At 47.0% G+C, this 14,975-nt stretch carries 14 protein-coding genes and 1 tRNA gene; all 15 read right to left on the reverse strand.

The genetic code is table 11. From position 1 onward, the window contains the following. Positions 1–4: 4 nt before the first annotated feature. The 15 genes from ASF99_RS08245 to ASF99_RS08315 all read right to left on the reverse strand — a co-directional run bounded on the left by ASF99_RS08245 (position 5) and on the right by ASF99_RS08315 (position 14,939). Complete coding sequence (locus ASF99_RS08245) at positions 5–2,845, reverse strand: 2-oxoglutarate dehydrogenase E1 component (RefSeq protein WP_055968445.1); 2,841 nt, start codon at positions 2,843–2,845, stop codon at positions 5–7. 312 nt (positions 2,846–3,157) lie between these two features. Next, on the reverse strand, positions 3,158–3,886 hold the full coding sequence (locus ASF99_RS08250) for an amino acid ABC transporter ATP-binding protein (RefSeq protein ID WP_023468549.1): 729 nt from the start codon (positions 3,884–3,886) through the stop codon (positions 3,158–3,160). Further along, complete coding sequence (locus ASF99_RS08255; protein WP_023468550.1) at positions 3,883–4,527, reverse strand: amino acid ABC transporter permease; 645 nt, start codon at positions 4,525–4,527, stop codon at positions 3,883–3,885. The genes ASF99_RS08250 and ASF99_RS08255 overlap by 4 nt, the downstream gene beginning before the upstream one ends. A 31-nt stretch (positions 4,528–4,558) precedes the next feature. Continuing rightward, positions 4,559–5,326 (reverse strand): transporter substrate-binding domain-containing protein, encoded by a 768-nt coding sequence (locus ASF99_RS08260; protein WP_023468551.1) that lies wholly within the window; start codon positions 5,324–5,326, stop codon positions 4,559–4,561. 201 nt (positions 5,327–5,527) lie between these two features. Beyond that, positions 5,528–5,611: transfer RNA gene (locus ASF99_RS08265), tRNA-Leu, on the reverse strand. Between the two features lie 42 nt (positions 5,612–5,653). Then, a complete protein-coding gene (locus tag ASF99_RS08270; protein ID WP_055968447.1) occupies positions 5,654–6,586 on the reverse strand; it encodes an alpha/beta hydrolase in 933 nt (310 codons plus the stop codon). 21 nt (positions 6,587–6,607) lie between these two features. Further along, positions 6,608–6,949: a hypothetical protein gene (locus ASF99_RS08275; RefSeq protein WP_023468553.1), complete on the reverse strand. Its 342-nt coding sequence runs from the start codon at positions 6,947–6,949 to the stop codon at positions 6,608–6,610. A 15-nt stretch (positions 6,950–6,964) separates the two neighbouring features. After that, the gene (locus ASF99_RS08280; protein ID WP_055968449.1) at positions 6,965–7,975 is read right to left on the reverse strand and encodes a S66 family peptidase; all 1,011 of its coding nucleotides are present in this window, start codon (positions 7,973–7,975) and stop codon (positions 6,965–6,967) included. Positions 7,976–8,159: 184 nt separating this feature from the next. After that, positions 8,160–8,522, reverse strand: coding sequence for a DUF779 domain-containing protein (locus ASF99_RS08285; protein WP_023468555.1), 363 nt, complete (start codon positions 8,520–8,522; stop codon positions 8,160–8,162). A gap of 22 nt (positions 8,523–8,544) precedes the next feature. Beyond that, entirely contained in the window at positions 8,545–10,065 is a 1,521-nt protein-coding gene (gene adh, locus ASF99_RS08290) for an aldehyde dehydrogenase (protein ID WP_055968451.1), read from the reverse strand. Positions 10,066–10,262: 197 nt separating this feature from the next. Further along, positions 10,263–10,787 carry a TraR/DksA C4-type zinc finger protein gene (locus tag ASF99_RS08295; protein ID WP_023468557.1) on the reverse strand — a complete coding sequence of 175 codons (525 nt, stop codon included), beginning with the start codon at positions 10,785–10,787 and terminating at the stop codon, positions 10,263–10,265. A 68-nt stretch (positions 10,788–10,855) separates the two neighbouring features. After that, the gene (locus ASF99_RS08300; protein WP_035396979.1) at positions 10,856–11,653 is read right to left on the reverse strand and encodes a hypothetical protein; all 798 of its coding nucleotides are present in this window, start codon (positions 11,651–11,653) and stop codon (positions 10,856–10,858) included. A gap of 238 nt (positions 11,654–11,891) precedes the next feature. Then, the gene (locus tag ASF99_RS08305; protein ID WP_055968453.1) at positions 11,892–13,034 is read right to left on the reverse strand and encodes a mannitol-1-phosphate 5-dehydrogenase; all 1,143 of its coding nucleotides are present in this window, start codon (positions 13,032–13,034) and stop codon (positions 11,892–11,894) included. Positions 13,035–13,036: 2 nt separating this feature from the next. Then, complete coding sequence (locus tag ASF99_RS08310; RefSeq protein WP_023468560.1) at positions 13,037–13,474, reverse strand: PTS sugar transporter subunit IIA; 438 nt, start codon at positions 13,472–13,474, stop codon at positions 13,037–13,039. Between the two features lie 34 nt (positions 13,475–13,508). Beyond that, a complete protein-coding gene (locus ASF99_RS08315) occupies positions 13,509–14,939 on the reverse strand; it encodes a PTS mannitol transporter subunit IICB (protein ID WP_023468561.1) in 1,431 nt (476 codons plus the stop codon). Between the last annotated feature and the right edge of the window lie 36 nt (positions 14,940–14,975).

Here is a 14,975-nt window from a genome sequence, read left to right on the forward strand (position 1 = left end):
TAAGTTATGATGTGTGATTTGATACGTGTGATGGTGCTGTTGGAGTAGAAACAGTCGCTGTGAGTGCATCATTGATGATACGTGCCTGCTCTACTTTATGACCTGACGGGTCACCTTCTGCTGTACTAGAACGACGACGACGACCGATGTAACGGACGGTTTGGATGCCGTTCGGTGCGACTGTCTCAAGTCGAGGTTCCATGAAGGACCAAGCCCCCATGTTTTTCGGTTCTTCTTGTACCCAAACCATCTCTTCGACGGCTTCATAGCGCGCGATGACTTCTTGTAAGGCTTTCGCCGGGAACGGATACAACTCCTCGACCCGGACGATTTGTAGCCAATCGAGATTCTCATCTGATTTTGAAACGGCTTCTGCTAGATCGATTGCCATCTTACCAGAACAGAACACAAGACGTTTAACACGATCTGGTGCTTCGCCAAGTCCAGCTTGTTCGATGACACGTTGGAAACTACCTTCCGTCAACTCAGAGACATCGGATGTCGCAAGCGGATGACGCAAGAGACTCTTCGGCGTCATGACGACGAGCGGTCGGACTTCCTCTTTCCCGAGAATCGCTGCTTGTCGGCGCAACAGGTGGAAGTACTGGGCAGCACTTGACACGTTCGCGACCGTCCAGTTTTTCTCACCCGATAACGTCAAGAAACGTTCTAAACGACCACTCGAGTGTTCTGGTCCTTGCCCCTCATAACCATGCGGAAGCAACATGACGAGACCTGACGTTTGTCCCCATTTTGCTCGGCTAGCTGAGATGAACTGGTCGAAGATGACTTGACCTGAGTTCGCAAAGTCCCCATATTGCGCTTCCCATAATACAAGTGTTTCCGGAGCGAAGACGTTATAACCGTATTCAAAACCAAGTACACCTGCTTCAGACAACGGACTGTTGTAGACCGAGAATGATGCAGTTGCCGTTGACAAGGCATGGAGTGGCGAGAAGCCTTCTCCTGTTTTCACATCATGAAGATTAATGTTCCGTTGTGCGAACGTTCCCCGTTCAGAATCTTGACCGCTCAAGCGGATGGGTGTTCCATCTGAGAGAATCGAAGCGAACGCCAATGTTTCGGCATGTCCCCAGTCAATTCCGTTCTTCGTTGAGAACGCATCCGTCCGGCGCTTCAGGACCTTCTCAAGTTTATGGAACACTTGGAAGCCGTCCGGCCACTGTAATAATTCTTCATTGTACGCCGTCAATGTTTCAATCGAGACCCCTGTCTCGATGGTCGGAACGCCTTTAAAGACGACGTCCGGCATGACCCCACCATACTCTTTCTCGACGTTTGGTACTTTTTCACGAGCTGCTTTCATCTGGTCATTGATCGATGTTTCAATCGATTGAATTTCGTCAGCTGTCGCATCCCCGTTCGCGACAAGTGTTTTCCCGTACAAGACACGAATTGGATCATGTTTATGAATCAAATCGTATAAGACCGGGTTCGTATTCATCGGTTCATCCATTTCGTTATGACCAAAACGACGATATCCGATCAAATCAATCATGACATCCTTCTTAAACGTTGCCCGATACTCGCTCGCGAGCAACGCGACAGCGAGACAGCTTTCCGGCTCATCCGCATTGACGTGGAAGACTGGAATCTCATATCCTTTGGCAAGATCACTCGAGTAACGCGTCGAACGGGAGTCCGTCGGCTCCGTCGTGAAGCCGATCGTGTTGTTCGCGATGATATGAATCGTTCCGCCGGTGTTATATCCTTTGAGATTCGCTAAGTTCAATGTTTCAGCCACGATTCCTTGACCTGGGAACGCTGCATCACCGTGGATCAGGATCGCAGCAGCAGCCGCTTGCTCTTGGCGTGGTGCTCCTTTTTGTGAGCGATCATCTTGTGCCGCACGTGTGAAGCCTTCGACGACTGGGTCGACGAACTCAAGGTGCGACGGATTGTTCGCAAGCGTCATCCGCACGTTACGTGTCTCTTGCTCAAGTTTTCGGTTTAAACCGAGGTGATACTTCACGTCGCCCGTCCAACCGTACGTGATCCCAATCGAGCCTTCAGATGGTACGAGGTCGTGGTTTGGTGCATGCTGGAACTCAGCAAAGATCATTTCATACGGCTTCCCGAGTACGTGCGCCAAAACGTTCAACCGTCCACGGTGTGCCATTCCGATATTGATCGTCTCCGACCCGTTCGAGATGAGGTGTCCGACGATTGTGTCGAGCAATGGCACCATCGCGTCAAGTCCTTCAATCGAGAAGCGTTTTTGACCGACGTATGTTTTGTGCAAGTATTTTTCGAAGAGGTCCGTTTCAGCTAAGCGTTTGAACAACTGTTTCTTTTGTTCAGCATCTAGCGTCGCTGTCAAAGCACCTTGCTCGATTTTCTGACGGAGCCATTTCTTTTCATCGAGATCGTCGACATGCTGGAACTCAACTGCGGCTGCTCCCGTGTACTGCGCTTTTAAATGTTCGATGCCTTCAAATGCGTCCTGTACACCAGTTGGTGGTTCAGGACAGACGAGTGAGACTGGCATTTTTCGAAGATCTGCTTCTGTCAATCCGTACTGACTCAATTCGAATAATCCTGTTTCTCGCGGATGGTCCTTCAGCGGATAGATATCCGCCGCAAGATGTCCTTTTGCACGAATTTGTTCCGCTAAACGATTCGCCGCAAGATATTTTTCGAAATCTCCTGTCTCGACTTGCATCGGTACAACTGGTTCCGTCACGGGTGCACCATGCTCTTCGAAATAAGCACGTGTCTCCTCATCAACGGATGTTTTGTCTTCTAAAAAACGCTCGTACAATTCAATGATGTAGCCAAGGTTTGGTCCATAGAATGCTTGTTGATCTTGCTCGTGGCCTGCCATGTACGGTTCCCCCCGTTTCTATATTTCTCCCCACACATCCAGTGGATACTCGATGTGTTTCCAGCCCTCTACCTGTTAGCGCTTTCAAAAGGAATTGCATGAATAAAACGCTGAACGTCATGAGAAGGAATGATCGTGTCATTCTTCCATGAAAGTGCCTTCGTTACTATATTACTACTCTTTTCCTGTGTGTGCATTTCGAATTCCCAAATTCTTGCGCTTAAATGTATAAGTTTTTCTTATGAGCGCTTAGCCAGTTATTTATGATTCGTCAAAAAACCGGCGTATCCGCATTTAGATACGCCGGTTCCATCATAAGACTTTACTAAGGAACGATTGCGTCCGTTCGTGTTGTGGAGAATCAAACAATGCTTGTGGCACGTTCTCTTCGACGATATAGCCACCATCCATGAATAAGACGCGATCTCCAACCTCTCGAGCAAATCCCATCTCATGGGTCACGACGACCATCGTCATGCCTTCAAGGGCAAGCTGTTTCATGACGGCAAGCACGTCACCGACCATTTCCGGGTCAAGCGCTGACGTTGGCTCATCAAACAACATGATTTTCGGATTCATCGCAAGCGCGCGGGCAATAGCGACCCGCTGTTTTTGACCTCCAGATAATTCACCTGGATAATTATCCGCTTTTTCACGTAATCCGACTTTATCGAGTAGTTCAAGTGCCCGCTGTTTCGCCTGTTCTTTATCCGATTTACGCACTTTAATCGGTGCGAGCGTGACGTTTTCTAGCACGGTCTTATGTGGGAAGAGATTAAAATGTTGAAAGACCATCCCGACTTCTTCCCGGACCTTGTTGATATCGACCTTTGGACTCGTAATGTCGAAATCATCGACGATGACCGTACCACCCGTGATCTCTTCCAATCGATTCAAACAGCGTAAAAACGTACTTTTCCCAGATCCCGACGGACCGATGACACAAACGACTTCTTTTTCTGCAATCGAGACGTTGATGTCTTTTAAGACTTCATTCGAACCGAAGGATTTTTTTAAGTTCTTCACTTCAATGATACTCATCGTAATGTAAACCTCCGTTCCAAGAACTTCGCCACTAAGGACAAGAGATAAATGATGACGAAGTACATCAATCCGACGACAGACCAGACGATAAATGGTTCGAACGTCGTCGATTGCTGAACCTGACCTTGTTGCGTCAAGTCAGCGATTCCGATGATCGACAGCAACGATGTATCTTTTAAGCTGATGATCGATTGGTTCGTAATCGTTGGTAACATCCGTCGGAATGCTTGCGGTAAGATGATCTGTACCATCGTTTGACGCCCTGTCATCCCGAGTGAACGCGCAGCTTCTGTTTGTCCTTTATCAATCGACTGGATACCAGCTCGAATGATCTCCGCAAAATAAGCACCGGCATTGATTGCGACCGTCAGTATCCCTGCATACATCCGGTCCATCGATAACCATTCGAGCGAATTGAGTCCAAAATAGATGAAGAATAACTGAACGATGAACGGCGTTCCGCGAATGACATCAATATAGACAATTGCGATCCCGTTTAAGATTTTTGATGGTGATAACCGCATCAATGCGACGACTAAGCCAATCAGAAAGCCGACGATGACCGCGATGATGAAAATATACAATGTGACTTGAAGCCCTTCCAAGAAAAATGGAAATGCGGTTTTGACCACTTCCATTGGCTATCCCACTCCCTTATCGCCTTGCGACTTATTTCAGATACGTGTCAACGATTTTATCGTATTCACCGTTTTCTTTCAGATTCGCAAGCCCTTTGTTGATTTTCTTCATCAGATCCTCGTTCTCACCTTTTAAGACAGCGATTCCGTAGTTGTCCCCGTTGAGACGGTCTCCGACAAGTTTTAATCCAAGGTTTTGTTGTTTGTTTGCATATGAGATGACAGGATAATCTTCAATCAAAGCAGCAGCGTTACCATTCTTCACTTCTTGGAACATCGCTGGACTGTCATTGAACTGTGTGACTGTAAAGCCCAGTTTATCTGCGTTATCCGTTGCATATTTCGCACCCGTCGTTCCCTTTTTGACGGCTACTTTTTTCCCTTTTAAATCGTTGACAGATTTAATACCATTCTCATCTTCTTTGACGACTAGAATAAGACCAGCTTTGAAGTATGGATCCGAGAATGTGACGACTTTCTTCCGTTCTGGCGTAATACTCATACCGGCAATGGCAACGTCCAATTGATTTGCTTGAAGTGCCGGAATGATGCCGCTAAAGTCCATCGCTTCAAATTGAATCTTGAAGTTCTGATCCTTCGCGATTGCTTTCATGAGATCGATGTCGATTCCTTTGTACGTATCCCCGTCTTTATATTCGAATGGTGGATACGTGACGTCAATGCCGACCTTATACGTCTTTCCTTCAGACGACTCTTCTTCTTTCGAACCGATGCTACATGCACCAAGTACGAGAACACAGCTCATCAAGAGCGCTAGCAAGATACTCCCTTTTTTCATGTTTGTTTCCCCTCTCCTATGTGTTAAAGATTGTCTACTTCACTTAGTACTTTCCCTGAAGAGTACCCTCTTTAAAACGTATTTTACCAGAAAAATTCTAAAAAGATAAATATTTCTGAATTTTTATTCGTTGTAATCGTTTTCTATTCAGCAATAAAAAAAGGGCAACCCCCTGCTGGGATTGCCTCCTTCAATCATTTATGCCGCCGAGAGGACTTGAACCTCCACGGTGTTGCCACCACTAGATTCTGAGTCTAGCGCGTCTACCAGTTCCGCCACGACGACGTTGATTTATGATATTAATATAGCGGGTAAAGAACGGAGTTGTCAATCATTTCGCAAGATGTTGCGAACGAACTTCTCGACGACATCATCATACAATGCTGGATCCTCAAAATAGGCCATCGCATGAGCGGCATTTGGAATGACGACGAGCTCTTTTTCCGTTGGACAAGCTTCATACAGCTCATACACCATGTCTGTCGGTACGAATGTATCCGCCCCACCATGGATGAACAAAATCGGTACTTGTGCCTTTTTGACCTGTTTCAGCGCAGATGCTTCACGGAACGTATAACCAGCCTTTAGCTTCGTCAATACGCTCGTCATGCCTAAGAACGGAAAGTGTGGTAGACGGTACATCCGCTTCATCTGATACGCAAGGACTGCATTAACGGACGTATAGGCACAATCAGAAATGATTCCTTTGATTTGTGGTGGGAGTTGTTCGCCACTCGTCATCAATACGGTCGCCCCTCCCATCGATACGCCATGCAGGAATAGTTTCGCCTCCTGTCCGATCCGTTCAATCAGATAGTTCGACCAACTGAGACAATCTTCCCGATCATGCCATCCGAATCCGATGTAGTGACCGTCACTCATTCCGTGTCCACGATTATCGGGCATCATGACATGGAAACCGGCCTGATGGTACAGATAGGCGAATCCGGCTAAATCCGTTCCGACGCCTCCGTACCCGTGCACGAGAATGACGATCCGATCTGACGGAACAGGTGACGGAAGAAAATGCCCGCGTAACGTTAAACCGTCTTTCGCTTCAATCTCGATCCGCTCAAGCGGTTGCTCCTTGATCCATGTCTGACCAGGTTGCATCAATCGGACCATCTCGTCACTTAGATCTCGATTATTCGATAAGAATGGCTTTGGATTCGTAGCGATTGCCATCTCGTAAAAATAATAACTCGCTGCTACTAATCCGGATCCGATGACTCCGATTCCAATTTTTGTTCTGCGACGCATCTGCCCCACTCCTTCTTTCCGTTATAACTCGATCTTCAGTTGAGCAGCATGGTCATCCTCTTCATCCTGCAAGACTTGTTGACGTAATCGCTGTTCTTGTTGCTGACGCCGGTAGGCAAATTCTTGGACGAGCTCTGTACCCGTGAATCCATCTTCTACGAGTTCGCTCAATAAATCTGTTTCTGTCTCGACGACCTCCCCCGGACGTCGCATGACGAGAACATCTCCGACTTGTGCAATCAGCAATTCATCTTCTAGACGAAGTGCATCGTAAAATGGTTCCGGTAACGTCATCCGACGTGTCTCCGGATTGATATGGACGCGTTTATAAACGCCTAATGCTTGAAACTTACGACGTGCCATTGCGTGCTCTCCTTTTTAGTTGAACGTCAGATCGATTCGTGAATCTTTTCCTTGAATACGAACCGTACCCGTCGCTCCATTGATTAACGTCACCTGCGGCGGCTGATGACCGATGTCAAGATCGTATAAGATTGGTAAGCCTGTCTCATCCGCTAGATATTGATACACGTTTAGCCATGTCAGGTCTTCTGTAATCCTTGCAGACGTGCGCCCGAATAAAAAGCCAGCCGCATGGTTGAACCAGCCAGCATACGCCATTTGTCGCAGCGTCCGGTGCACCTCTGCCGAATTCGCTTCAGACACCTCAAAGTACCAGAGTATCGGTTCTCCGTTGATCTCTTCACGCTGGAAACGCTGCACATCTCCATACGGTGTCCCAATCAGATGGCGAATCGTCTCTAGGCACCCACCAAGTATACGTCCGGTCACTTCTGTTCGCTCATCAAGTGCTTTCCATTCCGTCGCTTCCGTTAGCTGAAATAACGAACCTGCTGGACGTTCTTCATCAGTCCACTCGGATTGATAACGATCGGAAGCCCACTGTGTAACGGTTCCTCCAGTTGGCGTCGCAAGTACTCGTCGCCAGGCACTTGTCGTCTCGTCCCATTCTTCACTTCGAAGCTCAACGAAATTCGGACCATGTGCTGTTGCAATTCCCGTCTGAAGCGTCAGACTGAGCAATAGCGTACTGATATCGGAATAGCCAAGCAACCATTTTGTTTGGTAAGTAGCTAGCGTCAACTCAGGTAAAAGATCAATGGCGCGTTCCCCGCCAAATGGCGGGATGACGGCATCAATCGTCTCATCCGTCATCATGCGGTTCAATTCTTCGGCCCGTTGTTTAGCCGGTGCACTCTCAGCATGTTGATGCGACCAAATCGTTTCGCCTAAACGGACGTTCATTTGTCGTGCTTGTACCTGTTCAACTGCTCGTTCGACCCATTCCTGTTGCTGTTCACTTAATCCGGAGGAGGGCGCCGTCACTCCGATCGTTTGACCTGTCCAACCTAAAAATGGATATTTCATGGTGACCCCCTATAATGTCATAGTGTGAAACTATCTTCTCGTCAAAATATGAGTTCATTATACCGTTCTTATGCCGCATTACCAACTTTTATCCTGTTCGAACGTCGTGATACGAACAAAAAACACGATTCCGTACGAGCGACCTGAATGAACAAGTCACCTCGACGAAACCGTGTTTGATTCCTTAGCTTGATGCTGATAGTTCAGCGTATTCCTCTTGCGTGAACGCACGGGAGCGTGTCAAAAAACGTTTCCCTTCGACACCTTCAAGAGAGAACATTCCGCCTCGACCATCCACGACATCAATGATGAGTTGCGTATGTTTCCAGTACTCATATTGATCTTCATGAATATAAAACGGACAACCACCGATCTCTCCCAGTTTTTTATCCTGATCTCCCAGGAATAGATCACCCTGCGCAAAACACATCGGGGAACTGCCATCGCAACAACCACCAGATTGATGAAACATCAACGGACCGTGTTTTTCTCTCAACTGGTCGATTAACTCTAGACAAGCTGCTGTCGCCTGAACACGTTCCACCATTTGCATCCACGTCCTTTCCGACTTAGAAGAAACCGAGTTTATTCGGGTTGTAGCTAACGAGTAGGTTTTTCGTCCGTTGGTAATGGTTGAGCATCATCTTATGGTTTTCACGTCCGATCCCTGACATTTTGTAACCACCAAACGCCGCGTGAGCTGGATATTGGTGATAACAGTTCGTCCAGACGCGTCCTGCTTCGATCGCACGCCCAAACCGATAAGCACGGTTCATATCACGTGTCCAGACTCCGGCACCAAGACCATATAACGTATCATTCGCAATTTCGAGCGCTTCTTCTTCCGTCTTGAATGTCGTAACCGACAAGACCGGTCCGAAAATTTCTTCTTGGAAGATTCGCATCTTGTTATGCCCTTTGAAGATCGTTGGTTGGATGTAATATCCTTCTGCAAGATCCCCTTCAAGCATGTTACGCTCTCCACCGATGAGACACTCTGCGCCTTCCGACTTACCGATTTCAAGATATGAAAGGATTTTCTCCATCTGTTCGTTCGAAGCTTGAGCCCCCATCATGACGTCCGAATCAAGAGGATTTCCGATCTTGATGGCTTTGACACGCTCAAGAACACGTTCCATGAACGGCTCGTAAATTGATTCTTGAATCAAGGCACGCGACGGACACGTACAGACTTCTCCTTGGTTCAACGCGAACATCAGTAATCCTTCGATTGCTTTATCAAAGAAAGCATCGTCTGCCTGCATGATATCCTCAAAGAAGATGTTCGGTGATTTCCCACCGAGTTCGAGTGTGACCGGAATCAAGTTTTGTGATGCGTACTGCATGATCAAACGTCCTGTCGTCGTCTCTCCCGTAAAGGCGATTTTTGCGATTCGTTTGCTTGAAGCGAGCGGTTTTCCTGCCTCGAGACCAAATCCATTGACGATATTCACGACACCAGGTGGCAATAGATCCTCGACAAGTTCCATGAGCACCATGATGCTCGCTGGTGTTTGTTCTGCTGGTTTTAAGACGACACAGTTTCCTGCTGCAAGAGCCGGTGCCAGCTTCCAGACAGCCATCAGGAGCGGGAAGTTCCACGGAATGATTTGACCAACGACGCCAAGTGGCTCATGGAAGTGATACGCTACCGTGTCTTGATCGAGTTCGCCGACCGAACCTTCTTGGGCACGGATGACGCCGGCGAAATAACGGAAGTGATCGATTGCGAGCGGTAGATCGGCGTTGAGTGTCTCACGAACCGCTTTCCCGTTCTCAAGCGTCTCTGCATAAGCGAGCATCTCAAGGTTTTCTTCCATCCGATTCGCGATTTTATTTAAAATGTTTGAGCGTTCCGTTACAGACGTTTTCCCCCATGCTTCTTTTGCCGCGTGTGCTGCATCAAGAGCCAGTTCGATGTCTTCCTTACCGGAACGAGCGACTTGGCACAATACTTTACCAGTGACAGGTGTGACATTATCAAAATATTCTCCCCCGACAGGTGCCGTCCACTTTCCATTGATATAATTTTCATACCGTTCCTTGTACTGTACTTTTGACCCTTGCTTGTTCGGAATGTCATAAATCATGCGTTATTTCCTCCCTCAACTAAAATGGTCAAGCAGTGAGACGGATGCTTGTATGCGCTTACATTTTAATATAGGCTAAAACAGCCCCCTCGATACCATCGTACCAAAATTATATGAAAAGTCAAAAAATTCCGGTAAATATCTGTGATTTTTTTTCGAGAAAAAAACATCTCCATTTTCGGGAGATGTTTTGCCGGTCAAGACCGTGTCGGGTCAATTCCGTCTTCTTGGTCAGACGGTGTGTCGGAACTACCGAAATCACTTACTTTCGAGAATCCATCCGTATCACCGTCGATGTCTTTCCCGCGGGCTGTAACAGATGGATCCAGTACATCTTCTTCACTTGGTCGCGAATTCGGATCGTTCTCGTTTTGTTCTGCTTCTTCTTTTGCATGCTCGATACATAATAGCGTTTCCGGAATGATATCAAGACGTTCAATCTCAATCTCTTTTCCACAGACCTTACAAATGCCATACGTTCCGTCCTCGATCGCTTTTAGGGCACGATCCACATCAGAGAGCATATCCTCTTGCATGTCTGTGATCGCTTGATCGCGTTCCCGCAAGAACAATTCATCGCCGGAATCGGCAGGATGATTATCGTAACTCGACAATTCACCTTCATCGTAATCCGTATCGCGTTGTTCGATGTTTGATGTCGTCTTTTCTTTTTCCTTTAATAATCGTTGCTTGAATTCTTCCGTCTGTTGTTTAGATAACATGATTGTTCGACTCCCCTTCGTTAGAACCTCTGTTAAGAATGTAGCCTATTCGAAGAAGAGTTAAACCATCACGAACACTTATAAGAACGAATTGATCCATGAAGATCACAGATAACCGTCATGCATTCATTCCCATCGTTAAAACAAATCTGATGTGATCGTCCGTTCTTGGATGTCGTGATGTCATCGATCCACAGTTGCGAAGCATCTGCCGAAGACAGCATCGCGATTTTGTCACGAATCATGAATAAATCAAACGGTAACAGATTCAAGGATTGAATCGTTAACCCATTTTTACGGAAGAGTGGATCAAGCTGGTATTGCGAAAGACTATATAAAGACTTTTCCGTCCCACCAATCAGTAGTTGAATCGAATGTGACGGTTCATGACTGTCGATTCGTTCCTTATGCAGGATGATTCGTCCTCGAACACCAGACTCATTGAATATTCGTTGCGTATCCTCTTGTGACAGGCGTGGGCCACCTTCCTTGACCTTTAAGACGATGTGGGCGAATTCCGCAAAATCCGGTTTTCCGATCTCAAGCGCTGGGATATGACGGACTTCTTCTCGTTCAATGATTTCAATCAAGTCACGCTCTACTTTGACACTGACCGTATCTGTTGAAAAGACACGGACGTCGATCACAAATTGATCAAGTACCGCATTTACTTCGATCGTATACGTCAAATCAAGATTTTTTTCTTGTTCAACCAACAAACGATTCAAGATGAGTTGATGCAATAAATGGACTGGTGTACGTGAAGAAAACTGACTCGAATAAATCAAATGTTTTGGTCCGGTTCCTTTTGTTGCTTTTGGTCGTGCTCCGTTTAATCTATATACGTTCACTTTATAATTCAACATATAATCACCTTCTCTTACCTGAAAAATCGGAATAGAGATGTTCCGTTCATATAGCGTACAATGTATTTTAATCGCTAAATATTCGTTTTCGAATATTCCAAATTGAATATACAAATTGTAATCAAATTGTGATAGAAGATTTGCAAAAACTGATTATTTCGATGACGATGCGCTACATGTTATTTGAAATACAAAACCACCCTTCACGTGACGTGAAGGGTGGTGCGCACACTTATTCTCAAGCAATCGAATTGACTTGTTGTTGCATCGCTTCATAATGTTCGATGATTCGAGATCCAAGTGGATCCGTTGCTGACAGTTTTAGATATGCGTTTAACGCATCTTCAATTCCATGTTTCGTGATATATGCATTTAATTCAGAAGATTCTGAATCATTTGGATCGAAATAGGTCAGTGCTGCTGCGATCCCGCGCGCTAATCCATCTGCTTCAATCCCGCGCTCCATCAATTCCTTCGCTGGTTTGACGAGTCGGTCACTTGGACTCAGTTTACGAATCGGTGAACGAGCGACACGAATGATTTCATCATGAATTTGCGGGTTTTCAAAGCGTTTCATATTCTTTTGGATATACGCACTATGGTCGACGGGGTTAAAGCCGTACTTTTCAAGTAACAACCACCCTGTTTCGTAAAGTGCTGTCTGGACACCACGACGGATGCGTGGATCCGTTAGACTTTCAGCGATTGTCTCTTTATGAAAGAGTGCTCCGAGGTACGAAGCGATCGCATGTCCCGTATTAACGGTGAACAGTTTCCGCTCGATGAACGGTTCGATGTTCTCGACATAGGTAACACCTTTAATCCGTGGATAGGCTTCCGGTAGTCCAGTCGTCTCAATCACCCATTCGAAGAATTCTTCCACTTCGACGTACAACGGGTCTTCATGATGCTGAAGCGGCACGATCCGGTCAACCGCTGCATTCGGGAAATACCAGTTCTCCGCTACCGTCTGATGTTTCGCTACCTCCGCTTGCAAGTGTTTTGACCCACCGATCATATTCTCACACGCAATGACGTAGACAGGTGTCTGTTGATCACGTTGACGTAACCCTTCCGCGATCAAAGGAGCTACTTTCGACAACAAGCTCGGACCGACAGCTGTCGTAATCACATCTGCATCGCGAATCGCTGCAATGACCTGATCCGGTTCAGACAAACTGTTGAGCGCCGTCACGCCGTCGACCCGTTCACGTCCTCCTTGTTCAGAGGCATAACCGACCTCATAGGTATGTCGTGCTTTTAATGCATCGACGACTGTCGTATTGACATCTACGAAACAGACTTCGTAACCCGTCTTGACGAGTTGTAAGCCGATGAAACCACGTCCAATGTTACCGGCACCAAAATGAATGGCTTTCATGCTTACACCTCCGCTGTCAATAAGGCAATGATTTCTTCTTTTGATTTCGCTGCCACGATACGCTCGACGTTCTCCTCATCGGAGCAAATGACTGCGATATTCGATAACAACTCGAGGTGTTCGTCCCCAACACCAGCGATACCGATGACGAGTCGTGCTTGTTCCGTTCCGAACGCTACGCCTTGCGGTACTTGTAGAATCGATAGCCCCGTTTTCTTGACTTGTGATTTAGCCGACTCTGTTCCGTGGGGAATTGCGACATGGTTGCCGATATAAACCGTTGATAAAGCGTGACGCTCCTGCATTGAATCGATATAACCCGCTTCGACATATCCATGGTCGACGAGGAGTTGACCGGCAGCCGTAATGGCTGCCGTCTCGTCTGCGAATTGTTGATCCAGTAATACGAGTTCCGGTGAAAGGTTCATTGTCGTTGTCATGTTTATTCCTCCTTGAATATCTCTATATTTATTTTTAAGAAATCTTATTTCGTGCTGTTTCAATCTCATGAACGAGTTGGTCATAATAACCGGCATTCAAGAAATTATCGACTGATCGGTGTTCTGCCGTTGGAACCTGTTCCTTCGCTCGCTCCGTCAAATCACGATGCGTGATGATCAGTTCGGCGTTTTGCGGCAATTGACTGATTGACGTATTCGTTACCTTGATCGGTAAGCCCGCTTTGTTGATTTTATTGCGAAGGACGGATGCTCCCATCGCACTTGATCCCATACCAGCGTCACAAGCGAAAATGATATGTTCGACTTCCGCAAGTGGTTTAGCATCAGCTGAAACGAGTGTCGAGGCAATCGATTGTTTGCCTTTCATCGCACTGACGTTCGCGCTTGCTTCTTCAAGCGATGTCTCTTTTGCTTTGCTTGTTTTCAATAAGACAGTCGAGACAACGAATGTCACAGACGCTGAAACAAGGACACCGGCGATCAATCCGATGTAAGAGCCGCGGGATGCCATCGCAAGAACCGCAATGATACTACCTGGCGAAGCAGGTGCGACTAAACCGACATCAAATAGGACGAATGTGAGAATTCCACTCATACCACCTGCGATCATCGCAAGCAATAAGACCGGCTTCATCAAGACATACGGGAAGTAAATTTCGTGAATCCCACCGATGAACTGAATGAACGCGGCACCCGGTGCTGTTTTCTTTGCTGCACCAGAACCGAAGAACGAGTACGCGAGTAACAATCCGAGACCCGGACCCGGGTTAGCTTCGAGTAGGAACAGTACCGATTTTCCTGCTTCATTCACTTGATCGAGACCAAGTGGGCTTAAGATACCGTGGTTGATGGCGTTATTTAAGAACAAAATTTTCGCTGGTTCGATGAATAAACTAGCAAGCGGTAATAAGTGCGCACTGACGATTGCACCAACTGCTGCAGCCATGATGTCGTCAAGACCTGTCATGAGTGGTCCGAATAACTTGAACCCACCGAGCATCAACAAACCACCAATGATTCCGACCGAGAAATTGTTGACGAGCATCTCGAGACCCGGTTTGACTTTTCCTTCGATCAACTGATCGAACTTTTTGATGACGTATCCGCCAAGTGGTCCCATGATCATGGCACCGAGGAACATCGGAATCTCTGTTCCGACGATGACCCCCATCGTCGCGAGCGTTCCGACGACGCCCCCTCTGACGTCATGCATTAATTTCCCGCCTGTGTATCCGATCAGCAACGGTAAGAGATAGGTGATCGTCGGACCGACGAGTTCACCGAGTTCCTTATTTGGTGCCCATCCAGTTGGGATGAACAGTGCCGTGATGATCCCCCAGGCGATGAATGCACCGATGTTCGGCATGACCATACCGCTTAAAAAGCTTCCGAACCGTTGAACTTGTACACGGATGCCCCGTGCTCCATTTTGAGCTGTCGCCATTGCGTTAGCCTCCATTTCGTGTATGAGTTGATAAGA

Source organism: Exiguobacterium sp. Leaf187, from assembly GCF_001423925.1.
Classification (GTDB): Bacteria; Bacillota; Bacilli; order Exiguobacteriales; family Exiguobacteriaceae; genus Exiguobacterium_A; species Exiguobacterium_A indicum.

Bases quoted from the DNA above. Each gene is read 5' to 3' on its own strand.
- ASF99_RS08245 (WP_055968445.1), bottom strand. From the start codon at position 2,845: ATGGCAGGCCACGAGCAAGATCAACAAGCATTCTATGGACCAAACCTT.
- ASF99_RS08250 (WP_023468549.1), bottom strand. From the start codon at position 3,886: ATGAGTATCATTGAAGTGAAGAACTTAAAAAAATCCTTCGGTTCGAAT.
- ASF99_RS08255 (WP_023468550.1), bottom strand. From the start codon at position 4,527: ATGGAAGTGGTCAAAACCGCATTTCCATTTTTCTTGGAAGGGCTTCAA.
- ASF99_RS08260 (WP_023468551.1), bottom strand. From the start codon at position 5,326: ATGAAAAAAGGGAGTATCTTGCTAGCGCTCTTGATGAGCTGTGTTCTC.
- ASF99_RS08270 (WP_055968447.1), bottom strand. From the start codon at position 6,586: ATGCGTCGCAGAACAAAAATTGGAATCGGAGTCATCGGATCCGGATTA.
- ASF99_RS08275 (WP_023468553.1), bottom strand. From the start codon at position 6,949: ATGGCACGTCGTAAGTTTCAAGCATTAGGCGTTTATAAACGCGTCCAT.
- ASF99_RS08280 (WP_055968449.1), bottom strand. From the start codon at position 7,975: ATGAAATATCCATTTTTAGGTTGGACAGGTCAAACGATCGGAGTGACG.
- ASF99_RS08285 (WP_023468555.1), bottom strand. From the start codon at position 8,522: ATGGTGGAACGTGTTCAGGCGACAGCAGCTTGTCTAGAGTTAATCGAC.
- adh (WP_055968451.1), bottom strand. From the start codon at position 10,065: ATGATTTATGACATTCCGAACAAGCAAGGGTCAAAAGTACAGTACAAG.
- ASF99_RS08295 (WP_023468557.1), bottom strand. From the start codon at position 10,787: ATGTTATCTAAACAACAGACGGAAGAATTCAAGCAACGATTATTAAAG.
- ASF99_RS08300 (WP_035396979.1), bottom strand. From the start codon at position 11,653: ATGTTGAATTATAAAGTGAACGTATATAGATTAAACGGAGCACGACCA.
- ASF99_RS08305 (WP_055968453.1), bottom strand. From the start codon at position 13,034: ATGAAAGCCATTCATTTTGGTGCCGGTAACATTGGACGTGGTTTCATC.
- ASF99_RS08310 (WP_023468560.1), bottom strand. From the start codon at position 13,474: ATGACAACGACAATGAACCTTTCACCGGAACTCGTATTACTGGATCAA.
- ASF99_RS08315 (WP_023468561.1), bottom strand. From the start codon at position 14,939: ATGGCGACAGCTCAAAATGGAGCACGGGGCATCCGTGTACAAGTTCAA.